Origin of the sequence: Streptomyces sp. NPDC060209 (genome assembly GCF_042728155.1) — a bacterium.
In the GTDB taxonomy this organism is placed as follows: domain Bacteria; phylum Actinomycetota; class Actinomycetes; order Streptomycetales; family Streptomycetaceae; genus Streptomyces.
The window spans coordinates 1-23,944 of the sequence record NZ_JBHWZS010000064.1 but is presented as its reverse complement, the minus strand read 5'-3'; the positions used below and the strand labels follow the sequence as shown (position 1 = coordinate 23,944).

20 protein-coding genes and 1 pseudogene are annotated in these 23,944 nt (G+C 71.7%); 14 read left to right on the top strand and 7 right to left on the bottom strand.

Annotated elements, in window-relative coordinates; translation table 11 throughout:
* The first annotated feature begins 120 nt into the window (after nucleotides 1-120).
* Genes ACFWFI_RS15285 through ACFWFI_RS15240 form a run of 10 tightly spaced genes read left to right on the top strand, consistent with a single transcriptional unit; the run spans nucleotide 121 to nucleotide 12,708 of the window.
* Nucleotides 121-963 (top strand): carbohydrate ABC transporter permease, encoded by an 843-nt coding sequence (locus ACFWFI_RS15285; RefSeq protein ID WP_387389637.1) that lies wholly within the window; start codon nucleotides 121-123, stop codon nucleotides 961-963.
* Nucleotides 950-1,876 (top strand): carbohydrate ABC transporter permease, encoded by a 927-nt coding sequence (locus ACFWFI_RS15280; protein ID WP_387389634.1) that lies wholly within the window; start codon nucleotides 950-952, stop codon nucleotides 1,874-1,876. Before ACFWFI_RS15285 ends, ACFWFI_RS15280 begins: the two co-directional genes overlap by 14 nt.
* A 45-nt stretch (nucleotides 1,877-1,921) precedes the next feature.
* Complete coding sequence (locus tag ACFWFI_RS15275; protein WP_387389631.1) at nucleotides 1,922-2,686, top strand: SDR family NAD(P)-dependent oxidoreductase; 765 nt, start codon at nucleotides 1,922-1,924, stop codon at nucleotides 2,684-2,686.
* Nucleotides 2,674-4,461, top strand: a complete 1,788-nt coding sequence (locus ACFWFI_RS15270) for a heparinase II/III domain-containing protein (protein ID WP_387389628.1) — start codon at nucleotides 2,674-2,676, stop codon at nucleotides 4,459-4,461. Before ACFWFI_RS15275 ends, ACFWFI_RS15270 begins: the two co-directional genes overlap by 13 nt.
* Nucleotides 4,462-4,464: 3 nt before the next feature.
* On the top strand, nucleotides 4,465-6,477 hold the full coding sequence (locus ACFWFI_RS15265; RefSeq protein WP_387389626.1) for a heparinase II/III family protein: 2,013 nt from the start codon (nucleotides 4,465-4,467) through the stop codon (nucleotides 6,475-6,477).
* Between the two features lie 2 nt (nucleotides 6,478-6,479).
* Entirely contained in the window at nucleotides 6,480-7,082 is a 603-nt protein-coding gene (locus ACFWFI_RS15260; protein WP_387389624.1) for a YesL family protein, read from the top strand.
* Complete coding sequence (locus tag ACFWFI_RS15255) at nucleotides 7,079-8,158, top strand: DUF1565 domain-containing protein (protein ID WP_387389622.1); 1,080 nt, start codon at nucleotides 7,079-7,081, stop codon at nucleotides 8,156-8,158. Before ACFWFI_RS15260 ends, ACFWFI_RS15255 begins: the two co-directional genes overlap by 4 nt.
* Entirely contained in the window at nucleotides 8,146-9,315 is a 1,170-nt protein-coding gene (locus ACFWFI_RS15250; RefSeq protein WP_387389620.1) for an SGNH/GDSL hydrolase family protein, read from the top strand. The genes ACFWFI_RS15255 and ACFWFI_RS15250 overlap by 13 nt, the downstream gene beginning before the upstream one ends.
* Nucleotides 9,316-9,326: 11 nt before the next feature.
* Entirely contained in the window at nucleotides 9,327-11,729 is a 2,403-nt protein-coding gene (locus tag ACFWFI_RS15245; RefSeq protein ID WP_387389617.1) for a polysaccharide lyase 8 family protein, read from the top strand.
* A 4-nt stretch (nucleotides 11,730-11,733) separates the two neighbouring features.
* The gene (locus ACFWFI_RS15240; protein WP_387389615.1) at nucleotides 11,734-12,708 is read left to right on the top strand and encodes an acetylxylan esterase; all 975 of its coding nucleotides are present in this window, start codon (nucleotides 11,734-11,736) and stop codon (nucleotides 12,706-12,708) included.
* Nucleotides 12,709-12,717: 9 nt separating this feature from the next.
* On the opposite strand, the gene ACFWFI_RS15235 is transcribed toward ACFWFI_RS15240, so the two are convergent.
* A complete protein-coding gene (locus ACFWFI_RS15235) occupies nucleotides 12,718-14,292 on the bottom strand; it encodes a phytoene desaturase family protein (RefSeq protein WP_387389612.1) in 1,575 nt (524 codons plus the stop codon).
* Nucleotides 14,293-14,448: 156 nt separating this feature from the next.
* On the opposite strand from ACFWFI_RS15235, the gene ACFWFI_RS15230 reads away from it, so the two are divergent.
* Nucleotides 14,449-15,075: a DinB family protein gene (locus ACFWFI_RS15230; RefSeq protein WP_387389609.1), complete on the top strand. Its 627-nt coding sequence runs from the start codon at nucleotides 14,449-14,451 to the stop codon at nucleotides 15,073-15,075.
* Nucleotides 15,076-15,114: 39 nt separating this feature from the next.
* On the opposite strand, the gene ACFWFI_RS15225 is transcribed toward ACFWFI_RS15230, so the two are convergent.
* The 4 genes and pseudogenes from ACFWFI_RS15225 to ACFWFI_RS15210 form a co-directional block, all read right to left on the bottom strand.
* Nucleotides 15,115-17,361, bottom strand: coding sequence for a serine/threonine-protein kinase (locus tag ACFWFI_RS15225; protein ID WP_387389606.1), 2,247 nt, complete (start codon nucleotides 17,359-17,361; stop codon nucleotides 15,115-15,117).
* A gap of 34 nt (nucleotides 17,362-17,395) precedes the next feature.
* Nucleotides 17,396-17,671 (bottom strand): annotated as a pseudogene (locus ACFWFI_RS15220) (DUF2236 domain-containing protein); the annotation flags it as partial.
* A 56-nt stretch (nucleotides 17,672-17,727) separates the two neighbouring features.
* On the bottom strand, nucleotides 17,728-18,885 hold the full coding sequence (locus ACFWFI_RS15215; protein WP_387389603.1) for a methyltransferase: 1,158 nt from the start codon (nucleotides 18,883-18,885) through the stop codon (nucleotides 17,728-17,730).
* A gap of 70 nt (nucleotides 18,886-18,955) precedes the next feature.
* The gene (locus ACFWFI_RS15210; RefSeq protein WP_387389601.1) at nucleotides 18,956-19,168 is read right to left on the bottom strand and encodes a hypothetical protein; all 213 of its coding nucleotides are present in this window, start codon (nucleotides 19,166-19,168) and stop codon (nucleotides 18,956-18,958) included.
* Between the two features lie 213 nt (nucleotides 19,169-19,381).
* Here ACFWFI_RS15210 and ACFWFI_RS15205 point away from each other — a divergent pair, with 213 nt between their 5' ends.
* Nucleotides 19,382-20,191: an endonuclease I family protein gene (locus tag ACFWFI_RS15205; RefSeq protein ID WP_387389598.1), complete on the top strand. Its 810-nt coding sequence runs from the start codon at nucleotides 19,382-19,384 to the stop codon at nucleotides 20,189-20,191.
* 4 nt (nucleotides 20,192-20,195) lie between these two features.
* On the opposite strand, the gene glsA is transcribed toward ACFWFI_RS15205, so the two are convergent.
* On the bottom strand, nucleotides 20,196-21,548 hold the full coding sequence (gene glsA, locus ACFWFI_RS15200; protein ID WP_387389595.1) for a glutaminase A: 1,353 nt from the start codon (nucleotides 21,546-21,548) through the stop codon (nucleotides 20,196-20,198).
* Nucleotides 21,549-21,603: 55 nt separating this feature from the next.
* The gene (locus ACFWFI_RS15195; protein ID WP_387389592.1) at nucleotides 21,604-22,098 is read right to left on the bottom strand and encodes a DUF1269 domain-containing protein; all 495 of its coding nucleotides are present in this window, start codon (nucleotides 22,096-22,098) and stop codon (nucleotides 21,604-21,606) included.
* 136 nt (nucleotides 22,099-22,234) lie between these two features.
* Here ACFWFI_RS15195 and ACFWFI_RS15190 point away from each other — a divergent pair, with 136 nt between their 5' ends.
* Nucleotides 22,235-23,350 (top strand): baeRF3 domain-containing protein, encoded by a 1,116-nt coding sequence (locus ACFWFI_RS15190; RefSeq protein ID WP_387389590.1) that lies wholly within the window; start codon nucleotides 22,235-22,237, stop codon nucleotides 23,348-23,350.
* Nucleotides 23,351-23,461: 111 nt separating this feature from the next.
* Nucleotides 23,462-23,905 (top strand): hypothetical protein, encoded by a 444-nt coding sequence (locus ACFWFI_RS15185; protein ID WP_387389588.1) that lies wholly within the window; start codon nucleotides 23,462-23,464, stop codon nucleotides 23,903-23,905.
* Nucleotides 23,906-23,944: the final 39 nt, after the last annotated feature.

Here is a 23,944-nt window from a genome sequence, read left to right as displayed (position 1 = left end):
GGAGCGACAACCGTAGTGAAGGCCAGGCCGGCACGGCCGCCTTCCCCTCCTGAGACCTCGGTGCCACGGCGGACCGGCCGGGTCCCCACCGGCCCGGGGCGCCGAAGGCGCCGGGCGGGCATGCTCATGGTGGCGCCCGCGCTGCTGCACGCCTCGTTGTGGATCGGTCTTCCGGTCGTGGTCTCGGTGGCCCTGGCCTTCACGAAGTACGACGTGCTGACCGCGCCGGAGTTCGTGGGCCTGGCCAATTTCCAGGACATGCTGGACGACGCGGTCTTCCGCAAGTCCGTCGTCAACACCCTCCTGTACACCTTCTTCACCGTGCCGTTCGGGATGGCGCTGGGCCTGCTGGTGGCCCTCGCCCTGCACACGGGGCTCAAGGCACGCGGCATCTTCCGTACCGCCGTGTTCCTGCCCCAGGTCACCGCCACCGTCGCCATCGCGCTGGTCTGGCTGTGGATCTACAACCCGAGCAACGGTCTGCTCAACACGCTGCTGTCGTTCCTCGGCATCGACGGCCCGGCCTGGCTGTCCTCGACGACCTGGGCGATGCCTTCGGTGATCCTGGTCGGCATCTGGCAGGGCATCGGCATGAAGATGCTCATCTACCTCGCCGCCCTGCAGTCCCTGCCGAAGGAGCTGTACGAGGCGGCGTCGGTGGACGGGGCGTCCAGGGTCAGGCAGTTCTTCTCGATCACGCTGCCGCTGCTGAAGCCGGCGACGTTCTTCGTGCTCATCACCTCGATGATCAGCGCGTTCCAGTCCTTCGACCAGATCTACATCCTGACCGACGGCGGCCCCGCCAACAGCACCACGATGATGACGTACGAGATCTACAAGTCCGCCTTCCGGGAGTTCCGCGTCGGTTACGCCAGCGCGCAGTCACTGGTGCTCTTCGTGCTGCTGATGGGCTTCACCCTGGTCAACAAGCGGATCATGGGAGGCAGTCGTGGCCACAACTGAGCTGCTGAAACCGGTTCCCGCGCCCGGAACACAGAAGGCACCCGCGAAGGGCAGGCCCGTCCCCGTCGGCCGGATCGCGCTCTACGTGTCCCTGTCCGTCGTCTCCCTGCTGATGGTGGTGCCGTTCGCCTGGATGGTCATCACCTCGCTCAAGACGCCGGTCGAGATCGCGTCGCAGGATGCCGGACTGCTGCCGGAGCACTGGGAGTTCGGCAACTACGTCGACGCGCTGAAGGCGGCGCCGTTCGCGACGTACGCCCGGAACAGCTTCATCATCGCGTTCAGTCACACCGTGCTCAACGTGTTGGTGGCGTCGATGGCGGGGTACGCGCTGGCGCGGATCAGGTTCCGCGGCAGCGAGACGATCTTCTATCTCTTCGTCGCGGCCCTGATGATCCCCACGTACACCAAGGTGCTGCCGGAGTTCCTGATCGTCCGCTTCATGCCCCTGGCCGGCGGGAACGACATCCTCGGCCAGGGCGGCAGCGGCTGGCTGGACAGCTGGTGGGCGCTCATCATCCCGGGCGCCGTCACCCCCTTCGCGGTCTTCCTCTTCCGGCAGTTCTACCTGGACCTCCCGGTGGAGCTGGAGGAGGCGGCCCGGCTCGACGGTCTCGGTGAGTTCCGGATCTATTCCCGGATCATGTCGCCGCAGGTCAAGCCCGCCTTCATCACCGTGGCGCTGCTGACCTTCGAATCGTCGTGGAACAACTTCCTCTGGCCCCTGCTGGTGACCCATACGGACAGCCTGCGGGTGATCCAGGTGGGGCTCTCCGTCTTCAAGACGGAGAACGGCACCCAGTGGCACTTCCTGATGGCGGGCACCACGCTCGCCACCCTGCCCATGGTCGTCCTCTTCCTCATCGGCCAGCGCTACTTCGTGCAGGGCTTCGCAACCGCCGGTCTCAAGTGACCGGTTCCGGCCCACTACGGGCCGGCCACCGAAAGGGCTACACCCATGTCTGCTGATCTCAACGGCTCCCGCGCTCTCGTCACGGGAGCGGGCCACGGCATCGGCCGCGCCATCGCCGTCGCCCTGGCCGAGGCCGGCGCCGACGTCGCCGTCCACTACCACTCCTCCGCCGACGAGGCGGCGAAGACCGTCTCCGCGATCGAGGCTCTGGGCCGCAGGGCCAAGGCGTTCAAGGCAGACGCGACGGTGACCGCCGAGGTGGACCTGCTGGTCGAGGAGGCCACCGGGTTCCTCGGCGGGCTGGACGTCCTCGTCTGCAACGCGGGCCACCTCATCGGCCGCGAGAAGATAGCGGAGATGTCCGACGATCACTTCGAGCGGGTCATCTCCACCAATCTGACGTCGACGTTCCGCACGGTGCGGGCCGCTCTGCCGCATCTGACGCAGTCGGCCGCCGGACGCGTCATCACGATGTCCTCGCTGGCCGCGCACAACGGCGGCGGTCCGGGCTCGGTCGCGTACGCGGCCGCCAAGGCCGGCGTACGGGGCTTCACCAAGGGCCTCGCGAAGGAGCTCGCAGGTACGGGCGTCACGGTGAACACGGTCGCCCCCGGCTTCATCAAGGGCACCGCCTTCCACGACACGTTCACGGCTGCCCCGGCTCAGGAGGCGATGGAGGCCGGCATCCCGGTCGGCCGGGCGGGCACGCCGGAGGACGTCGCCCACGCCGTCGTCCATCTGGCCTCCCCCGCCTCGGGGTTCCTCACCGCCACCACTGTGGACATCGACGGTGGCGTGTGGCCGCGTTGAGGCGGATCCCCCGGGAGCGGGGCGGCTGGTGGCACGCGTACGTCTGCCCGGCGCACGGCGTTGAGCTCGATCACGGTGACCTTCTCGCCGGTGTCTTCCCCGAGGGCGGTGCGCGGTGCGCTCGCGGCTGCCGGGTGGACACCGCGGCGGTGCGCGGCGCATGGGTGGTTCTGTCGCACCAGGCGTGGGCGCGGCACCTGCGGGTGCTCGCCCACCGGGGCGAGCGCGCGGAGGCGGTGGCGCGGCTCGTCGAGTACGCCGAGCTGTACGCGTCGCTCGCCACGGAGCGGCACGGCGAGGCGCAGGGCTGGATGCTGCGCGGCCGGCTCTTCCACCAGGCGCTGACCGACGCCATCTGGGCGGTGAACATCGGGCACACAGTGATCACCCTTGCCGACGACGGCACGGAGGATCTGGCAGCGGTGCTGCCTCTGCTGGACGACCTGGAGCGGGCGGCGCTGGAAGCCCGCGGTGTGCTGACCGGCCGGGGACAGCTGGCGTCCAACTACACCGCCTGGCTGAACGCGGCCGGTGCGTCCGCGAGCCGCGCCGCGTCGGCGGCCCGCGACAGTGAGTGGGACGGCTCGAAGCAGTGGCTGGAGGGCGAGCACGGGCTGTACGCGCATCTGCGGGTGGCCGTCGCCGAGGACGGCTGGGAGTGGGAGGGCAGCACGTATTACCACGGCTTCGTGCTGCGGGCCGCGCTGCTGGCGCTGCGTTCCACGGACCCGGCTGCCGTACCGTCCGACGTGGCCGGGGTACTGGCCGGGATGACGGACGTACTGGCGGCGGTCGCGACTCCGGGCGGCCTGCTCCCCGCGCTGCACGACGGCCCGTACCTGCGCCACCCGCTCGCCCTGGAGTGGCTCGAACTGGTGGCATTGGCACAGCAGTTGGTGCCCGTTGACGGGCTGGAGGCGGTGGCGTCCCGGGCCCGGATGGAGCTCGGTGCGTACGACGACGGACTGGACCGTGAGCTGGGCGGCTGGTTCGCGGGGCCGCCTCTCCCCCGGCGCGCCGCGCCCGACGGGGTCACCGTCTTCCCGGCAGCCGGCTACGGGGTGGTGCGCGCGGCGGGCATCCACGCCCTGCTGGACTTCGGCCCGCACGGCGGCTCGCACGGGCACCGCGACAAGCTGTCGCTCTATCTGTACGGCGACACGACCCCGTGGCAGCCGGACCCCGGCCAGGTGCCGTACGCGCACGCCGAGTTCAGGGACCTGTACGCCTCGACCGAGGCGCATCCGGCGTTCCGGGTCGACGGGGCGGAGCAGGCGGAGTGCGCGGGCGCTCTCCTGGCGTCGGACGACCGCTCGGTGACCGCCGAGGTCACCACCGCGTACGAGGGAGTGCGCGCGGTGCGCAGGGTCGTGGCGGGCGGCTGCTATCTGGTGGACCTGCTGAGTGTGACGGGCCGGGAGGCGCGCCGCGTCACCGGCCAGCTGCGTCCGGGGACCGCTCTGGACGTCCAGCAGCAGGCCGACGGCCCTGTACGCACCACGTGGTACGGCGACGAGACCCTGCACGGCTGGCACACGCACACTCCGGGGGCGGAGGTCCGTCCGTTCTCGCGGCCGGGCCCCGGTCCGGCGGACGACCCGCAGCGCACCCGCACCTGGGTCGACTTCACGGCACAGGCCGAGCGGATCACCTTCGCCTCTGTGTACCAGGCGGCCTCCGCGGGCCCCGCCGTGACCGGCGTACGACTCGACGGCGAGGAGCTGACGGTGGAGCTGGCGGACGGTTCGGCCGCGCGATTCGGAACGGGGAGCTGATCCGTGCTGCTCTCCGCCACTCCGCCTCCGGGGCCGCGTCCCGCGCGGGAACTCCGGCTGCGGGAGGAGGCCGCCCGTCATCGTGGCCTCACCCCACCTCGTACGCACCCCCTGGCCAGCATCACCTGGCTCGGCCCCGCGGCCTCCAACCCCGCGCTGGCCTACCGCACCACCGGCGACCGCGCGCATCTGGACGAGAGCCGGCGCTGGATCGAGGCCGCCGTCCGGCTGCCGCACTGGGGCCGCGCCCATATGCCGGACCACGATCTGGACGCGGGCTGGCTGCTGCACCATCTCGCCCTCGCCTACCGGTGGATCGGTGACGAACTGCCGGACGGGGTGCGGGCGCTGCTCCGGTACAAGCTGCTGCTGCAGGGCCGCCGGATGTACGAGTTCGCGGTGGCGAGCGAGGGCCGCTGGTGGTCGTCGTCGTACTGGCAGAACCACAACTGGATCTGTCACGCGGGCCTGGCGACAGCCGGCTACGTACTCGGCAAGGAGGAGTGGACCGAGCACGCGAAGGACAACCTCGGCACGGTCCTGGACCTGATGCCGCCGGACGGTTCGCACGCCGAAGGTGTCGTCTACTGGCGCTACGGTGTGCCGTTCCTGGCGATCCATCTGGACCTGCTCCAGGAGGCCGAGGGAATCGACTGGTGGGGGCGTGGCGGCTTCCTCTCCTCGACGTTCCGCTACCGGCTCCATCAGACGGCACCCGGCTTCGCGTTCAACGTCGACCACGGTGACTGCCACGACCGGCGCAGCGGCCACAGCGCCGGTCTGTACTACCGGCTCGCGGCGCAGTACGGGATCGCGGAGGCCCAGTGGATGGGCGACCTCGCCTCGGGCGAACTGCTGTGGCAGGAGGCCTCGGAGAGCGGGGTGCGGCCGGGGATCCTGCCGGAGGCCTATCTGGAGTACCTCTGGTACGACCCTTCGGTCCGGGCTGCCCGTCCGACGGAGACCCATGCGTTCTTCCCCGACCTCGGGCTGCTCGCGGCCCGCACCAGCTGGGACGACGACGCCACGCTGGTGTCGTTCAAGGCGAGTCCGGGCGGCGGTCACACGGCGTGGGAGGCCTCGGCGAAGCACCGGGCGGAGCTGGGGTGGGAGACCCTGAACCAAGGGCATCACCATCCGGACTCCGGTTCGTTCGTGCTGTTCTCCCAGGGCGGTTTCCTCGCCGTCGACGAGGGCTACAGCAACCGCAAGCGGGCGGCCCACCACAATCTCCTGCTGGTGGACGGGCAGGGGTACGCGGACGAGGACCGCTACCACGTCTACGAGGGCATCCCGTACGAGCGGCAGGCCCGGCAGCGCGATGTCCTCGTGGACGCGGAGAGCGGCTGGGCGCACGCCACCGCGGAGATCGCCGCGATGTACGACCCCGGGCTCGGGGTCCGGCGCCTGGACCGGACCCTGGTCTTCACACCGTCGGGGCGGCTCGTCCTGCTCGACCTGGCCGAGGCGGAGGTGGGACGTGAGTGGACGTTCCTGCTCCAGACCGACCGTCCGGCAGAGCTCGGGCCGGACGGCAGCGCTCTGATCAGGTCGGGGGTGGCCACCGCCCTCCTCCAGCGATTCGCACCGGCCGATGCCTCGGTCGGCTGCGAGGTCACAGAGGTCGAGGCCAATCCGACGTCCAGCACGCCGGAGCTGCGTCTGACCCGCACCCTGCACACGCTGCGCGCGACGACCCCGCGATCTCCCGAAGGGCTCTTCCTCACCGCGCTCACTCCGGGCGGAACACCGGGCGGAACGCCGGGCGGTGAGCGGGTCGCGTGCACGGAGGGGCACGGGGTCACCTTCGCGGGGACCGAGGAGACGGGGACCGAGGAGACCGTCCTCCTGTCCCCGGTCGGCCGGCGCATCCGCACGGAAGCGGTGGACGCCGATGCCGCCGCCGTGCTGCTCGGCCCGGGCGGGGCGCCGTACGTGGTGGCGTGCACGCGGCTGGAGCTGGACGGACGCGTACTCCTCGACGTGACCGAGCCGTACACAGGAAAGGTCGGCTGACCATGCAGGCAATCCTCCCGTCCGGTGGGACGGCGCTGCTGCGCCGCCTGGAGTTCATCGCCTTTCCGGCCGCCGCCGGGGCGGCGTGCTCCGTGCTGTCCCTGGGCGTCGTGACCTGGCTGCCCGCGCTGGCCGCGATGGGCCACGCCCTTCAGCTCTGGCGCGCCGAAGGCGACAGCCGCGTGTTCGCGAACACGTTCGCGGCCTTCCCCCGCTACTGGCGGGCGCTGTGGCCGCACGGCCTGCTCTCCACGGGGGCGGGGGCCGTCCTCACCGCGAACATCGTGTACCTGCTCGGGCGTTCGGAGCCCTGGACCTTCGTCGTGCTCGCCGCGCAGGTGGGCACCGCGGCCGCCCTCGTCATCCACCACATCGCTCTGGCGGCCGAGGCCGGCCGGACCCGCGAGGGTTCGGTCCGTACGTGGTCGGCAGGCGCACTCGCGCTCGGCTTCGGGTCCCCGGCCCGGGGCACCGCGCTGCTCGGCGCCGTGGTCTCCGCCGTGCTGCTCTCCCTCGTCGTACCGCTGGGGCCGCTGCTGCTGGGCCCCAGCGTCCCCGTACTGCTCGCTCTGTCCTTCGCCGATCCCAGGAGGCACACCCCATGAGCCGTTTACTGCGTACCGCCGTTGCCGCCGCGCTCGCCGCCGGCACCCCGCTCCTCCTCGCCACGCCGTCCCCGGCAGCCGAGGCGGCCACCGCGTACTACGTCTCGCCGTCCGGGAACGACTCCGCCGCCGGTACGTCGGCGGGGGCACCGCTCGCCACGATCCAGAAGGCCCTGGAGCTGGCGCCCACCGGCGCGGTGGTGCGTCTCGCGGCCGGCACGTACCGGCAGGACGTCGTCACCACGCGCCCCGGCGTCACGATCACGGGGCCGTCGGACGCGGTGGTGAAGGGCGCGGGCGACAGCCGCATCATCCAGGTGCGGCACGACTCGACGACGCTGAGCGGCTTCACCGTCGACGGGCTGCACGGCTCGGCCGACGACGTCGCGGGCTACCGTCTCAAGCTCGTCTACGTCATGAGCACGACCCCCGGCAACGGTGTGGGCGCCCTGCACATCACCGGGATGACACTGAAGAACGCGGCGGACGAATGCCTGCGGCTGCGCTATCTGGTCACGGGTGCGGAGGTGAACGACAACACCATCACCGACTGCGGGGTCGCCGACTTCAAGTTCGGCGGTGGCGGCAAGAACGGCGAGGGCATCTACCTCGGCACGGCGCCCGAGCAGCAGGGTGCCAACGGCGCCCCGGACGCGGCGGCCGATATCAGCAGGAACAACCGCATCCACCACAACACCATCGTCACCCGCGGCAACGAGTGTGTGGACGTGAAGGAGAACTCGACAGTCAACTACGTCGAGTACAACGACTGCAGCGGCCAGAAGGACTCCAGTTCCGGCGGGCTCGACGCACGCGGCAGCGGCAACATCTTCCGCTACAACACCGTGCACGACAACGTGGGCGCGGGTGTCCGCCTCGGCGGTGACACCGCGACCGACGGCATCGACACGAGCGTGTACGGCAACACGATCACCGGCAACGCGGGCGGCGGCATCAAGTTCATGCGCACCCCGCAGGGCCCCGTCTGCACCAACACGATGAGCGGCAACACCGGCGGCGACGCGGTCGGGACCTACGCCGACGAGTACGACCCGACCGGGGCGTGCCCGCAGTGACCGTCAGGGGGCCCGCGAGACGCGGGGTACTGACGGCCGCCGCCGCGGGAGTGGCCGCGGTCGCGGCGACGGCGCCCGCCGCCCGCGCCGCGCAGTCCGACGGATCCGGCCGGCCGAGGCGCGCGGGGCCCTGGGCCATGTCCTGGGCCACGGCACAGACCGCGCCGACCGCGACGGACACGGTGGCGGCCGCCGGGCTGACCGACGGGGTGTTCACCGCGACCGTGCGCCTCTCGGCAGGTGGCCGGGTGCGCCTGAGGTACGGGCACGCCTTCGGAGCCGTGCCCGTGCTGATCGGTCCGGTGACCGCCGGCGGGCGGGCCGTGACGTTCGGCGGAAGGCGGCAGGCGTGGCTGGCCGCCGGCGCGTCCCTGACCAGCGATCCGGTCGACGGGCTGCGCGCCCCGGACGGATCGGCGCTGACGGTGGAGACCAGACTGCCGGGCCCCACCGGTCCGTTGTCCTTCCACCGCAACACGCACGCTTCGCACAGCGTCGACGGGGCGCGCACCACCTCGGTGTTCCTCCTGACGGGCGTGGAGGTGACCGGCGCCCACGGGCCCGTCGTCGCCGTGCTCGGCGACTCGGTCTCGGAGGGCGTCGGAACGCCCGACGACGCCGATCTGCGCTGGCCGGACCAGCTGGCCCGGCGGATTCCCGGATCGGCCGTCGCCAACCTCGGCGTCAGCGGAAACAGACTGCTGCTGGACGACGCCCGCTTCGGGCCCGGCGGCCAGGCACGTTTCGACCGCGACGTCCTCGCGCTGCCGGGTCTGCGCACCGTGCTGGTCCAGCTCGGTGTCAACGACCTCCAGCAGCCGCCGGCCCAGACGGACGCCTCACTCGTGCTGGCCGGATACCGCCAGCTGGTGCTGCGGGCCCGGAGCGCCGGGCTGAGGATCGTCGGCTCGACCATCACCCCGTTCGAGGGCTGGATCCGCTGGACACCGGAGCTCGACGAGGTGCGGCAGCGGATCAACCGCGCGGTGCGCACCGGCCATCTGTTCGACGCGGTCGCCGATTTCGACGCCGCGCTGTGCGACCCCGCACACCCGTCGCGCCTGCGGCCCGCCTTCGACAGCGGTGACGGCCTGCACCCCAATCCTTCCGGTCACGCCGCGCTCGCTGGGGCCGTCGACCGCCGACACCTGCTGTGAGGACCCGAACCATGACCCCAGGCACCGGCACCACACGGCGCACCGTCCTGGCCGGAGCGGCGGCGCTCGGCGCGGCCGTCACCCTGCCCCTCACCCTCACCCCCCAGGCCGCGCACGCCGCCGCCGGAGAGGCCGGAGCACTGCGCGCCCGCTGGCACACCCTGCTGACGGGAGGCCCCGGTCTCGACCTCACGGACGAGCGGGTCGCGGCGGCGGTCGCCCGGACCGGCCGGGCCGCCACCACAGCGGCCAAGGACCTCGATCCGTCCAGGACCGACGGGCTGTTCGCGGATCTGACCAGCACGACGCTCTCCAACCACGTCACCACGTCGTTCAAGCGCCTCGCCACGATCGCGACCGCCTGGGCGGTCCCCGGCACCCCGCAGCACGGTGACGCCTCCCTGCGCGATCTGCTGCTCGCCGGCGTCGACTGGATGCTGACGAACCGCTACGGTCCCGGGCACACCCGCTTCGACAACGACTGGGACTGGGAGATCGGCTCGGCCCTCGCACTCAACGACGCGGCCGTGCTGCTGTACGACGTACTCGGCGCGGACCGGCTGGGGCGGATCACCACCGCGGTGCGGCACTACACCCCCGACCCGAACCTGTGGCGCGTCGACCGGCAGATCGCCACCGGTGCCAACCGGGTGTGGGTCTCCACCGTGGTCGCCGTCAACGCCGTGCTGAGTGACGACGGGGCCGCCCTGGCCCGGGTGCGTGACGCTCTTTCGGACGTCGAGGGTTCGGGGGCCAACAGCGTCCTGGCCTTCAACGACCGCACGGACGGCACGGCGGGAACGGGTGAGGGCTTCTACGCCGACGGCTCGTTCCTGCAGCATTACAAGCACCCGTACAACGGCGGCTACGGCAAGGAGCTGCTCAACAGTCTCTCCCGTCTGCTGAATCTGCTCGCGGGCACGGACTGGACGGTCACCGACCCCGATCTCGACAACGTCCGCGGCTGGGTCCTCGACGGTTTCGACCCGCTGCTGGCGCGGGGCGATGTGATGGCATCGGTGTGCGGGCGCGAGATCGCGCGTCCCAGCAAGCAGGGCCACGCCTCGGCGCAGACGGTCGTCGAGGCGGTGCTGCGGCTGATCCCGAGCTTCCCCGGCGAGACGGGCGAGGGCTTCACGGCGCTGGTGAAGCAGTGGATAGCCGAGGACACCTACCGGGACTTCCTCGCGGTCACCGACCCGGCGTCCCTCGTCGCCGCGCTGCGGATCATCGATTCGCCCGTCCCGGCGCGCGGGCCGCTGGTCGCCCACAAGCAGCACCCCCGGATGGACAAGGCGGCGCACCACCGGCCCTCGTTCGCGCTGGGCATCTCGGCGTACTCGAGCCGGATCTACAACTACGAGTCGATCCAGAACGAGAATCTGCACGGCTGGCATCTCTCCGACGGCATGGTGCTGCTGTACAACGACGACCTCGGGCACTACAGCGAGGACTACTGGCCGACCGTCGACCCCACCCGGCTGCCGGGCACCACTGCCGTCGCCGGCCGGCCCGCGGACGCCGCGGGCCAGCGCACGACGAGCAACGCCGACTGGGCGGGCGGCACCGCTCTGCCTGGGACGACCCTCGGCGCGTACGGCATGGAGCTGCGGGCGTACGGGAACACCCTGCGCGGCCTCAAGAGCTGGTTCTGCCTGGACGACGTGATCGCGTGTGTCGGATCCGGCATCGGCGCCGACGCGGGCACGGTGGAGACGGTCGTCGAGAACCGCAAGCTGCGCGATCCTTCCGCGACGCTCCTCGTCAACGGCAGCGCGGCACCTGGCGGCACGGGCTGGTCGGCGCCGCTCGGCAAGGTCAGGTGGCTGCACCTCGAAGGGACCGGGGGCTATGTCTTCCCCGAACCCGCCGACCTGCGCGGTCTGCGTGAGGAACGCACGGCGACCTGGCGCGAGATCAACCTCAAGTACGGCACGGACACCCCGGTCACCCGCCCCTATCTGACGCTGTGGCAGGACCACGGGACGGCTCCCGCCGGTGCCGGCTACTTCTGGCTCCAGGCCCCCGCGGCCTCGGCCGCGCGGACCCGGCAGTGGTCGGCGGCGCCTCCGGTGCGGCTGGTCTCCCGATCGACGGCCGTGCACGCGGTACGCCGCGCCGCGGACGGACTGCTCGCCGCGAACTTCTGGGCCGCGGGTACGGCGCAGGAACTGACGTGCGACGGTCCCGCCTCGGTGCTGGTGCGCCCGGAGGGCAGGACGCTCACGGTGGCCATCTCCGATCCGACGCAGCTGCGGTCCTCGGTGGTGCTCGACCTGGCGCGGCCCGGTCTCACGGTCGCCGCCGCGGATCCCGGCATCCGCACCACGCGCACGGGCCGGGGGCTGCGGATCACCGCGGACACGGCCGGCCTGCACGGCGCGACCCTCAACCTCACCCTGAAGAGGAGCTAGACCCTTGCTGTTCGACATGCCTCTGGAGCGGCTGCGCGAGTACCGGCCGGATCCCGAGGAACCCGCCGACTTCGACGCCTTCTGGGAGAAGACCCTCGGCGAGACGGCCCGCCACGGCCTGGGCGCCGAGTTCGTCCCGTACGACGCCGGCTTCACGACCGTGGACGTCTACGACGTGACGTTCAACGGCTGGGGCGGGCAGCCGGTCAAGGCCTGGCTGATGCTCCCGCGCGTCCGCTCCGGCCCGCTGCCGGCCGTGGTGCAGTACATCGGGTACAACGGCGGCCGTGGCATCCCGTACTCCTGGCTCACCTGGAGCGCGCTCGGCTACGCCCATCTGGTGATGGACAACCGGGGCCAGGGCGGCGGTGGCAAGAACACCGCGGACACCCCTGACCTCGGCCCGGACGGCCACGGCTCCTCCTCTCCCGGGTTCCTCACCCGTGGCATCGAGGACCCCTACCGGCATTACTACCGCCGCCTCATCACCGACGCCGTGCGCGCGGTCGACGCGGTGAAGGCCCACGACGCCGTGGACTCCTCACGGGTCGCGGTCCTCGGCGGCAGCCAGGGAGGCGGCCTCGCGCTCGCCGTCGCCGGGCTGCGGGACGACGTCGCGGCGGCCGTCGCCGATGTGCCGTTCCTCTGCCACTTCCGGCGCGCCTCGCAGATCACGGACTCGGGCCCCTACGCGGAGATCGCCCGCTGGCTGTCCGGACACCGCTTCAGGATCGACGAGGCCATGGAGACCCTCTCCTACTTCGACGGGGTCAACTTCGCGGCGCGGGCGACGGCCCCGGCCTGGCTGTCGGTGGGGCTGATGGACCGGATCTGCCCGTCCTCGACGGTCTTCGCGGCGTACCACGCGTACGCGGGCCGAGCCCAACTGGAGGTGTTCACGTACAACGGTCACGAGGGCGGTGCGGAGTACGACCTGCCGCGCAAGCTCGGGGCGTTGCGCGGGGTGTTCGGGCAGTAGGGGCGACGGTCACCGGTCCAGCGCCGCCATGGCGGCGTTGTGGCCGGGCACCCCGCTGACCCCGCCGCCGCGCACCGCGCCCGCCCCGCACAGCAGGACGTTGGCGTGCGTGGTCTCGACGCCCCAGCGGCCCGTCTCCCCGGTGGCGTACGGGAAGGACAGGTCCCGGTGGAAGATGTGGCCGCCGGGCAGCCTCAGGTCCCGCTCCAGGTCGAGGGGGGTCTTCGCCTCGATGCACGGCCTGCCGTCGGCGTCGAGGGCGAGGCACTCGGTGATCGGCTCCTCGAGATGGGCGTCGAGTTCGGCCAGGGTGGCTCCGAGCAGGGCGGTGCGCGTCGCCTCGTTGTCCGCCGTGAAGAGCCGTGCGGGGGTGTGCAGGCCGAAGAGGGTGAGGGTCTGGTAGCCGCGGGCCGCGAGGTCGGGGCCGAGGATCGACGGGTCGGTCAGCGAGTGGCAGTAGATCTCGGACGGCGGGGCGGCGGGCGGACGTCCGGCCGCCGCCTCGCGGTAGGCGGCGGCCAGTTGCCCGTACCCCTCGGCGATGTGGAACGTCCCGGCGAAGGCCCGGTGCGGGTCGACGCTGTGGTCACGCAGCCTCGGCAGCCGGGTGAGCAGCATGTTCACCTTCAGCTGGGCGCCCTCGGCCGGGGAGGGCGGCTCCTCGCCCAGGAGCGCGGCCAGTGCCTGCGGCGAGGCGTTGACCAGGACCCGGCGCGCGCCGATCACACGCTCCCCGCCGGGTGAGCGGACCGTCACCTCGGCGCGGGTGCCGTCCGTCTCGATGCGGGTCGCCTCGTGCAGGACGCGGATCTCGGCGCCCGCCGCGCGGGCCGCGCCGGCCAGGGCGTCGGTGAGCGCGCCCATGCCGCCGACGGGGACGTCCCAGTCGCCCGTGGAATTGCCGATCACGTGGTAGAGGAAGCAGCGGTTCTGGAGCAGGGACGGGTCGTGGGCGTCGGCGAAGGTGCCGATCAGCGCATCGGTGAGCACGACACCGCGTACGAGGTCGTCGGTGAAGTTCTCTTCGACGGCGACGCCGATGGGCTCCTCGAACAGCATGCGCCAGGCGTCCGCGTCGTCCACTCGCGCCCGCAGGCCGGCGCGCGACGGCAGGGGTTCGGTGAGTGTCGGGAACACCCGCTCGGCGACCCGCGCCGTCATCCCGTAGAAGCGCTGCCAGGCCTCGTACTCCCGGCCGTCGCCGGTGAGTGCGGCAAAGGACTCCCGGGTGCCGTCGCCGCCGACGAGCAGCCCCGTGGGCCGGCCGCCGCGCACGACCGGGGTGTACGAGGAGACGGTGCGCTTGCGTACGGCGAAGTCGAGGCCGAGCTCCCGGACGATCTTCTGCGGGAGGAGCGAGACGAGGTAGGAGTAGCGGGAGAGCCGGGCGTCGACGCCGTCGAAGGGGCGGGTCGACACGGCCGCTCCCCCGGTGGCGCCGAGACGTTCCAGGACGAGCACGGACTGCCCTGCGCGGGCGAGGTAGGCGGCGGCGACCAGGCCGTTGTGGCCGCCGCCGACGATGACCGCGTCGTAGGCGGCGTGCGTGGGTGTGCCGGGTGAGGGCGTCTCGTCTGCGGGCATGCTCCTTCGTAACACGCGCTGATCGTCCCTGGACAGAGGCACGGGGCCGCGGCGTCCCGGGCCGGGGGCAGCCGCCGGAAACCGTTGTGCGGTACGCCGGCGCCTGTGGGAGGGTGCTGGCGGCCGCTGCCCGCCCTGCCCGTCACAGGAGAGTCCATGAACATTCCCGCCCGTCTGATCCCGTTGCTGGACCAGTTCGACTGGGCCCGCGAACGCCTCGGGAACCGGTTGGCGGGCCCAGTCGTGGACAGCGGCAACGGCACGGACGTGGAGGCCCCGGCGCTCACCGACGAGGAGTACCTGTGGGAGCCGGTGCCGGACTGCTGGTCGGTCCGTCGGCACAGCGCGGGTCCCGGGCCGGGCGCTACCGTCCTGACGGGTGCGGGCGAGTGGGGACGCGACACGGCACCGTCCCCGCACCCTTCGCCGCCGCCCTTCACCACCCTGGCATGGCGGCTGAGCCATCTCAGCGAGCTGTTGGCCCTGCGTGCCGATCACACGGCGGGGAACCACAGCCTCACCCGGGACGACCACCGGGTGGCGGGGGACGCGGCGGGGGCGCTCGCGGACTTCGACGCCTCTGCCACCGCGTGGCGTGCGGCGCTGCTCGGCGCCGACGACGCGGCGCTCGACACGGTCGGGTACAGCACCTACCCGTACGGCAGCGACCCGGAGGATCCCTTCCTGGACATCGTGTGGTGGGTCAACCAGGAGCTGCTGCACCACGGTGCCGAGATCGCGCTGCTGCGCGACCTCTACCGCGTACGGGGCGCCCTGGCCTGACGGCCGGTGACCTCCCGAGCCCCCTGACCGGTTTGACGGTCAGTGCGGCGGCATCCCGCGCTGCCTGCGCAGGTCGGCGACCCTCCGGTAGAGGTCCACCGCCTCCGTACCGCGGCCGAGCTGTTCGAGACACAGTGCCTCGTCGTTGCGGCTCGCGAGGGTGTCGGGGTGGTCGGCGCCGAGGACCCGTTCGCGGATCTCGGCGACCGTACGGTAGTCGGTGAGTGCGTCGGCCCAGCGGCCGAGCCAGCCCAGCCCCACGGCCACCTCGCGGCGGCTGACGAGCGTGTCGGGGTGGTCGGCGCCCAAGGTGCGTTCCCGGAGGGCGCAGACCTCGCGCGACTCGGCGAGCGCCTCCTCCCAGCGCGCCAGCCGCCCCAGGTTGACGCCCAGACCGTGCCGGGCGCGCAGCGTCTCGGGGTCGGCGGGTCCGCCGACCCGGGTGCGGTCCTCGACCAGAGCGCGGTAGAGCTCCAGGGCCTCGGCACTGCGGCCCAGTCTGCCGAGGCTGATGCCCACCTCGTAGCGGGCGGACAGCGTGTCGGGGTGGTCGGGGCCGAGCGCGGCGGAGCGGGCCTGCGCCACGTCGCGGTAGGTCTGCAGGGCTTCGGTCCAGCGGTCCAGCCGACCGAGTGTGTACGCCACTTCGTACAGCGTGACCAGGGTGTCCGGGTGTGTCGCGCCGAGCAGGCGGCCGCGTGCGTCCGCGACCTCGCGGGCCATGCGGTAGGAGTCCTCCAGGCGGCCCAGTCTGCTGAGGTTGAAGGCGAGGTTGTGACGGCAGCGCAGGGTGTCGGGGTGGTCCGGTCCCATGGAGCGCTCCCGCGAGGCGAGCACCGCGGCGTAGACCTGGTGGGCCTCGAAGTGGCGGTCGAGCTGACCGAGGACGTACGCCGTCTCCTGCCGGGCCGCGAGGGTCTCGGGGTGGTCGGGACCCAGGGTGCGTTCGCGGCCGTCGGCCACGCGGCCGAACTCGCGCAGCGCGTCAGCGGCGTGTCCGGTGCGGCTGAGGGTGAATCCGACCTCGTACCTGCTGGCGAGGGTGTCGGGGTGGTCGGGGCCGAGGGCGTGTTCGCGTTCGGCGGCGACCGCGCGGTGTACCTCGCCCGCCTCCTCCCAGTGGCCCAGGCGCCCCAGGTTGAGTCCGGCGCTGTGCCGGCTGGCCAGCGTGGCGAGCAGGCCGGGTGCCGGTGTGGGGCGGCCCGACCCCGCGAGCGGGAAGCCGCCGGTGAGGTCCTGACCGGTTCCGGTGGTCCACGCCCCGGTCAGCGCGGCCTCGTGGTCGACGGCGGCCGTACCTGGGTACGTCGCGCCGACGGCCTTGTGACCGGTGGTCATGTTTCGCGTCCAGGAGGGCAGTCGAGAGGCCGCGCCACCGGGGAGCCGGACCGGGACGGGCGGGGCGAGCCGGACCCGTCCGTCCCCCGGCTGCTCGCCGGTGCGCCCGAGCGCGATGCGCTGCCTCAGGTCACCGGCGTCGGCCGGCCGCTCGCCCGGCGTCTTGGCCAGCAGATCCAGGACGACCTCGTCGAAGAACCTCGGGAGTTCGGCGCGGTGGGTGCGCGGCGGCTCGGGAGCGGTGTCGCGGTGTCCGACGAGCACGGACCAGGCGTCGTCCATGTCGAACGGCGGTACACCCGTGGCGATCTCGTACAGCACACAGCCCAGGGAGTAGAGGTCGCTGCGGTGGTCGACCTCCCCGCCGCTGATCTGCTCGGGCGACATGTAGTGCGGGGTTCCCATGGCGATGCCGGTACCGGTGAGGCGGGAGGTGAAGCCGATGTCGTGGCCCAGCCGCGCGATGCCGAAGTCGCAGATCTTCACCGCGCCGTCGTCGAGCCGCATGATGTTGGCGGGCTTGAGGTCCCGGTGCACGATGCCCTGCTGGTGGGTGTAGCCGAGGGCGTCGGCTACCTGTTCCGCGATGTCGACGACATCGGCCACCGGCAGCGGGTGCTGCTTGTTGTCCTCCAGGAGCTGGCTGAGGTTGCGTCCCTCCAGGAGCTCCATGACGAGGTAGAGGACACCGTCCGACTCGCCGAAGTCATGGACGACGGTGACTCCGCGGTGCTGGAGCGCCGCGGCCACCCGGGCCTCGCGGCGGAAGCGCTCACGGAGTATGCGGGTGAAGGCCTGATCGTGCTGCGGCCCCATCGGTTTCAGGCACTTGACTGCCACCTGCCGGCCCAGCGATTCGTCGCGCGCACGCCACACCTCGCCCATGCCTCCGCGCCCGATCAGATCGAGCAACCGGTAGCGGCTCTGGATCAGCCTGGTGTCCGCCATCGCCTGTTGCCGCCCCCGTTTGCTCCACTGCCCGCTACTGCTGCGCCCTCCCCGGCCCGTCCAGTATGGCTGCCTGTCTGCTGAGTTTGTACGGGGCGGGTCGGCTGCCGGGGCCGAGTCGTGCCATCGCCTTCACAATGTGTTGGGGCGGCAGGAGACGGCGGAGGCGGGCGGGGACGCAGCGCAGGACGGTTCCAGTGGTGCGCAGGCGACGGTCCACCCTCGACGGAGACGGCGCGGCCCTGCCGTACAGCTCGTGTGCGTACGCGGGCAGGGAGTCATGGGCGAGTGCGGCCACGCGTCGCCGGAGCGCAGGTGGCGGAGGGGCCGTCCCGGCCGGGCCGGGACGGCCTCCCCTGACGCGGGTCAGCGCTTCACGGCCCGCAGGACCACGAATTTGGGATCACCGGCGACGGTGACGCAGTTGCCGAAGAGCCGGCGCAGCTGGGTGTGGTAGCCGAGGTGCCGGTTGCCGACGACCCACAGCTCCCCGCCCTGGCGCAGAGCGGCACGCGCTCCGTGGAACATGTTCCGGGCCGTGGCGTCGGTGACCGCCTGATGTGAGTGGAACGGCGGGTTGCTGAGGACCAGGTCCACGCTTGCCGGGGGCACGTCCGCCATCCCGTCGCCGACCAGGAAGCCGGCCTCGGCCTCCGGCCCGGTGTTCTCCCGGAAGGTCGCCTCGGCGGAGGCGACGGCCTGGTAGGACTCGTCGATGAAGGTCACGGTCGCGTCGGGGTTGGCGAGTGCCGCGGCCGTACCCACCACGCCGTTCCCGCAGCCGAGGTCGACCACACGGTCGGGCCCCGTCCGCTCCGGGAGGTGCTTCAGGAAGAAGCGGGTGCCGAGGTCCAGGCGTTCGGCGCAGAAGATCCCGGCGTGGTTGGTGACCGTACGGCCGGAGACCACTCCGACGTCGTCCGGCAGGTCGTAGCGGTACGGCCAGGGGCTGGGAGTCCTGGGCAGAGCAGGGTCCGGGGTGCAGAAGATGAGCCGCGCCTTCTTCACCGCGAGGGACGTGCGGGTGGGCCCGATGATCCGCTCGAACAGCTTGAGGGTGGAGGTGTGGATCTCCTTCACCATGCCGGTGCCGATGATGACGGTCCCGGCGTGCACGGCGGGCGCGAGCCTGTGGAGCTGGTCCTCCAGGAGGGCGAGGCTCTTGGGTACCCGCACGAGCAGCAGGTCCACGCGCTCCGGCGGGGTGTCGCGCACCGACAGCATGCGTACCGAGTCCGGGGCGGCGCCGTTGCGCGCCAGGTTGGCCTGGGTGGCACGCCGTGCGAGATACGAATCGGTGATCTGGACCGGGCCGTGCGCGGCCAGCGCGGTGGCAAGGGCACCCCAGCGGTCTCCCACCACGGCCACGGTGCCGGAAGGGCGGACCGGCTCGCTCCCATCCGCTCCCTCCAGCCGCCGCAGCAGATACTCGTCGGCGGCGTCCCACGCACGGAAGGGATCACGCGGGTTCTCGGGAAAGCGGGCGAGATCGAATTCGCCCTGTGACGTCGTCAAACGGTTCATATTGCGTTCAGGCTAACCGAGTGGCGGGAAGCGCCCCGCACGCTCCCCGCCCCAGGGCGTCCCACGGGTCCTACGGGAGCCGCTTGTCCATCGCCGAGCGGCCCTCCTCCGACAACCTGCGCTGTGCCCACGCCAGGCTTTCGGGGGTCAGATCCCGCCCGGAGGCCAGCACCAGGTCCTCCGCGGTGGGCTGATCGTTGCCGCCGGTGTGCAGCAGACGGTCGGGGGTCACCCCCCGCACCTCCGGCGCGGATACGGATACGGATTCGGACTCTTCGCTCATACCGCCTCCTCGTCCTTGCGGCAATTCTCGCGCCGGGTCGGCATCCGCGCATCCGAGGCCCGGAAGGAGCCAGAAGATCTGTCACTTGACTTGCACATGATGAATACGCAACGTTCACACGACCGGCACCGTGCGTGTGGAAGGCTCCCGACCGAACAGGCAACCGCCCGGCCACCACGACACCGTTCCGCCGCCCCGGAGAGGACACCCCACATGTCCAGTCGTCGCCGTTTCTACGCGCGTCCACTGCTCGCGACAGCCGCCTCGATCGTCGTACTCACCGGCGTCGCGTCCACCGCGCCCGCCGCCACCCCCACGACGTCCCCGGCCGCCGCCCTCGACGACACCTACTACCAGGACGCCCTCGGCAAGACGGGCACCGCGCTCAAGAGCTCGCTGCACACGATCATCAGCGACCAGACCAAGCTCTCCTACAGCCAGGTCTGGGACGCCCTCAAGGCGACCGACGAGGACCCGGCCAACTCGTCCAACGTGATCCTCCTCTACACCGGCCGCTCCCAGTCCAAGAGCGAGAACGGCGGCAACACCGGCGACTGGAACCGGGAGCACGTGTGGGCCAAGTCCCACGGCGACTTCGGCACCGCGACCGGCCCGGGGACCGACATCCACCACCTGCGCCCCGAGGACGTCCAGGTCAATTCCACCAGGGGCAACAAGGACTTCGACAACGGCGGCAGCGCCGTGTCGGGGGCACCGGGGAACCTCACCGACAGCGACTCCTTCGAACCGCGCGACGCGGTCAAGGGAGACGTCGCCCGGATGATCCTCTACATGGCGGTGCGCTACGAGGGCGACGACGCCTTCGCCGACCTGGAGCCGAACGACAAGGTGAGCAACGGGTCGGCCCCGAACATCGGGCGGCTCTCCGTGCTGAAGCAGTGGAGCCAGGAGGACCCGCCGGACAGCTTCGAGCAGAACCGCAACGAGGTCATATTCGACCGGTACCAGCACAACCGGAACCCGTTCATCGACCACCCGGAGTGGGTCGAGGCCATCTGGTAGGGGTTCAGCCCGGTCCGGCCACGGCCTGCGCGCAGTGCTCGGCGGCCTCCTCGCGGGAGCCGAAGCGCGGCAGGTCCTGGCCGGTCCGCTCGCGGACCAGGTCCGGGGGGCCCAGCCGGTCGCCCGGATCGACGACGGCCGCGCGCCGCCCCTCCCGGGCGAGCCGGGAGAGGCCGGCGTGCAGCAGTGCGAGGGCGTCGGAGTCGGCGCCGGTCACCTCGCGCAGGTCGAGGACCACCGGACCGGCGCCCTCCGAGCCCGACTCGTCCAGCGCGTACAGCACGCGCTCGGCGGCGGTGAAGTCGAGGGCACCCTGGGCGGCGACGACACCCACGCGTTCGTGCAGCGCGCGCTCCCGCCGGCCGGACGGCGCCGAGGGCAGCACATCGGCGGTGGCGACCAGCGTGACGGTGGAACCCGGCAGCGCCGGGTTCTTCATGAGGTGGAGCCCGAGCCGTTCCGAGAGCGCGCCGAGCGCGGCGTGGCCGCGTACGGAGGTGCCTGACGCGTCCAGGAGCGGACTGTAGGCCGCCAGGCCGAAGCGGGCCGGACCGGCGGCGATCAGGCCACCCGAGACGCCGCTCTTGGCGGGCAGCCCGACTCTGAGCAGCCAGTCGCCGGAGGCGTCGTACATCCCGCAGGTCGCCATGACAGCGAGGACCTGGGCCGCGACCTCGGGGGAGACGACTCTCTCCCCGGTGACCGGATTGACGCCGCCGTACGCCAGGGTCGCGGCCATCACGGCGAGATCGACGGCGGTGGCCCGCACCGAGCACTGCCGGAAGTAGGTGTCCACCGCGGCCACCGGGTCGACGGGCAGGGTCCCCGTGCTGCGGATCAGGTAGGCGAGTGCCCGGTTGCGGTCCCCTGTCGCCGCCTCGGAGGCGTAGACGTCCTCGTCGACATCCAGCTTCCGCCCGGCGAACCGGCTCAAGCAGGTCAGGATGCGGTGGAACGCGGGAGCCTCACGGCTGTCGGGGACCAGGGCGGTGGTGACGATGGCGCCGGCGTTGACCATCGAATTGGCCGGCCGCCCGGTGCCGGGTTCCAGGCTGATGGCGTTGAACGCCTCACCGCTCGGTTCCGCGCCCACCCAGCGGCTCACCTCGTCGAGGCCGAGCGAGGCCAGCGCGAGGGCGTAGACGAAGGGTTTGGACACCGACTGCAGGGTGAAGGGGGTGTCGGCCGCGCCCGCGCTGTAGGAGTGCCCGTCCATACTGACGAGGGCGAGCCCGAAGTCGTCGGGATCGGACCTGGTCAACTCCGGGATGTAGTCGGCACGTCGGCCTTCGCGTACGCCGACGAAGCGTGCGTGGAGATCGCGCAGCGCGTCCGTGACGGCCTCGGAGGCGCTCACCGGAGGCCTGCCGGGTGTCGCACGGACCCACCCGCGAAGGGCGGCCGCTCCCCCGTCATTCCGCCTCGTCGCCGAAGATCTCGCGAAGCTTGGCCTCACGCTCCGTGTCGAGGTTGCTGTGCAGCAGCTCGGCGCCACCGCCGGGCAGCGACTCACTGATGCGGCTGGGCACCTCGTCCAGCGTGAGCAGGAACAGCGCCGATGTCCCGGGCGTCACCTTCTGCTTGACCTCGGCGATGAAGTCGTCGTCGATGCCGACGTCGGCGAGCCTGCCGCCGAGCGCCCCCGCCGCGGCGCCGATGGCCGCGCCGAGCAGCGGCATCAGGAAGATCAGACCGAAGAGCATTCCCCAGAAGGTGCCGCTCAGCGCACCCGCGCCGACGAGGTTGATCAGCTGCTTGGTCTTCGGCTTGGAGCGCTCGGCGGGCCAGGTCACGACGGCGGCGTCGAGGATCTTGACCAGCCCTTCCTTCTGCAGGGACTTCAGAGCGGTCTCCACGTTCTCCGCGCCTTCGGCCGTCTGGAACTTCCACACAGTGAGCGTGGACATCGCATGCACCTCCGGAGAGAAGGGAATAATTCGCCCATATTAGGATCAAAAGGTATGAATTGACTCGTTGAACGACCCGCTCCGCACCAGGGGGCGGCTCCAGCACCGCGGACCCCGAATCCCCCGGGAGGGAACGATGGATACGGACGCCCTGACGCCCGGCCTGCTGCAGGAACTTCGCGCGACCAGGCCCTATCCGGCTCTGTCCCTGACGATGCCGACCCACCGCCGGGCGCCGGACAACGCCCAGGACGCCGTCCGGCTGCGGAACCTCGTGGCCGAGGCCGGCAACCGGCTTGACGCCGACCCCCGGGTGACCCACGAGGCCCGGTCCGCGGTGAAGGCGCAGCTGGACCGCGCGGTGGCCGAGGTGGATCAGCGCCGGGCCCTGGAGTCCCTCGTCATCTTCGCCGACACCGACGAGTACCAGATCTGGCAGCTCCCGCGCACCGCGCCCGAACGAGTGGTCCTGAGCGACAGCTACCTCACCCGCAACCTGGTCGCGGCCAAGGCCGGGGCTCAGCTGTTCTGGGTCCTCAGCCTGTCCGCGGAGCACGCCTCCCTGTTCTCCGGCACCGGCGACGGCCTGCGCCCCGAGCAGAGGGACGGATTCCCGCTCACGGCCCCGCACGAGGAGCCCAACCCGCAACGCGAGGAGCGGATCGGCGACACCCCGAGCACGTACAGCAGCGAGGACGCCCGCAACTTCCTGCGCTCGGTCGACGAGAAGCTGCGCGCGGTCCTGGCCGCCGACCCGCGCCCGCTGTTCCTGGTCGGCCTCGCGCCCGCGCTCTCCCTGCTCGACGAGGTGGGCGAGAGCGCGAAGCCGGCCGTCGGCAGGGTCGCGAAGGGGACGACGGCGGACACCACCGCGCCCGAGCTGATCAAGGAGCTGGGCCCGGCCCTGCAGGACTGGCGGAAGCAGGCCGCCGCCCGGATCCAGGGCAGGCTCGACAACGCCCACAGCAGCCGCTCCTTCGCCGGCGGGCTCGACGAGGTGTGGCTGGCCGTACGGGAGGGCCGGGCCGGCCTGGTCGCAGTCGAGGAGCACTTCGACCGGACGGTCAGGGTCACCGACGGACATCTGGAACCGGTGGGCCCGGACGTCACACCGGGCGCGGACGGCCAGGTCCGGGAGGACATCGTCGACGAGCTCGTCGAAGCGGCGCTGGACAAGGGCTGCGAGGTCGCCTTCGTGGCCGACGACTCCCTCACGGACCACGGCCGGCTCGCAGCGGTTCTGCGTTTCTGACCGCGTGTCCCTACGTGAGGATTATGTGAATTTTGTCTAGATTTGGCGCTCCGAAGTCGATCTCACTGCGTCGATCTCACTGATCGCGTCGTGCACGAAGGAGAGCCATTCATGGACCGATTCAGGCGCGCCTCGGCGGCAGCCCTGCTCACAGCGGTGGCGCTGGCCGGCGCGGTGGGCGGGGCCGCGGCGTCGTCGGGTGTCCCCGCACCGCCGTCCGGGGAGCGCGCGCAGGACCTGGCCACACGGCCGGCCCTCTCGGCGCACGCGACGGCGCGCAGCGTGGCGGCCTGGGAGGAGTTCCGTATCCACGGCTCCGCCCGGAACATCAGTTCCGGCACCCCGGTCACCCTGCAGCAGAAGCAGGGCGAGCGCTGGGTGACACTGCCCGCCACGATCAAGACCGCCGGGAGCGGCGAGTACAGCCTGCGTGTGAAGCTGGGCATCACCGGCGAGAACGCCCTCCGGATCGTCGGAGGCGGGGCTGTCTCACCCGTCGTCCGCACCACCGTGACCCCCGTCGTGACCCCCGTCGTGCCCGCCACCGTGAACTGAGCGTCCGCCCCACGCACTCCGGCCGGCCTGCGAGGAAGC

What these genes read in the sequence shown, in the direction of transcription:
- ACFWFI_RS15285 (WP_387389637.1), top strand. Translation starts at nt 121, where the DNA reads ATGCTCATGGTGGCGCCCGCGCTGCTGCACGCCTCGTTGTGGATCGGT.
- ACFWFI_RS15275 (WP_387389631.1), top strand. Translation starts at nt 1,922, where the DNA reads ATGTCTGCTGATCTCAACGGCTCCCGCGCTCTCGTCACGGGAGCGGGC.
- ACFWFI_RS15260 (WP_387389624.1), top strand. Translation starts at nt 6,480, where the DNA reads ATGCAGGCAATCCTCCCGTCCGGTGGGACGGCGCTGCTGCGCCGCCTG.
- ACFWFI_RS15255 (WP_387389622.1), top strand. Translation starts at nt 7,079, where the DNA reads ATGAGCCGTTTACTGCGTACCGCCGTTGCCGCCGCGCTCGCCGCCGGC.
- ACFWFI_RS15245 (WP_387389617.1), top strand. Translation starts at nt 9,327, where the DNA reads ATGACCCCAGGCACCGGCACCACACGGCGCACCGTCCTGGCCGGAGCG.
- ACFWFI_RS15235 (WP_387389612.1), bottom strand. Translation starts at nt 14,292, where the DNA reads ATGCCCGCAGACGAGACGCCCTCACCCGGCACACCCACGCACGCCGCC.
- ACFWFI_RS15230 (WP_387389609.1), top strand. Translation starts at nt 14,449, where the DNA reads ATGAACATTCCCGCCCGTCTGATCCCGTTGCTGGACCAGTTCGACTGG.
- ACFWFI_RS15225 (WP_387389606.1), bottom strand. Translation starts at nt 17,361, where the DNA reads ATGGCGGACACCAGGCTGATCCAGAGCCGCTACCGGTTGCTCGATCTG.
- ACFWFI_RS15215 (WP_387389603.1), bottom strand. Translation starts at nt 18,885, where the DNA reads ATGAACCGTTTGACGACGTCACAGGGCGAATTCGATCTCGCCCGCTTT.
- ACFWFI_RS15210 (WP_387389601.1), bottom strand. Translation starts at nt 19,168, where the DNA reads ATGAGCGAAGAGTCCGAATCCGTATCCGTATCCGCGCCGGAGGTGCGG.
- ACFWFI_RS15205 (WP_387389598.1), top strand. Translation starts at nt 19,382, where the DNA reads ATGTCCAGTCGTCGCCGTTTCTACGCGCGTCCACTGCTCGCGACAGCC.
- ACFWFI_RS15195 (WP_387389592.1), bottom strand. Translation starts at nt 22,098, where the DNA reads ATGTCCACGCTCACTGTGTGGAAGTTCCAGACGGCCGAAGGCGCGGAG.
- ACFWFI_RS15190 (WP_387389590.1), top strand. Translation starts at nt 22,235, where the DNA reads ATGGATACGGACGCCCTGACGCCCGGCCTGCTGCAGGAACTTCGCGCG.
- ACFWFI_RS15185 (WP_387389588.1), top strand. Translation starts at nt 23,462, where the DNA reads ATGGACCGATTCAGGCGCGCCTCGGCGGCAGCCCTGCTCACAGCGGTG.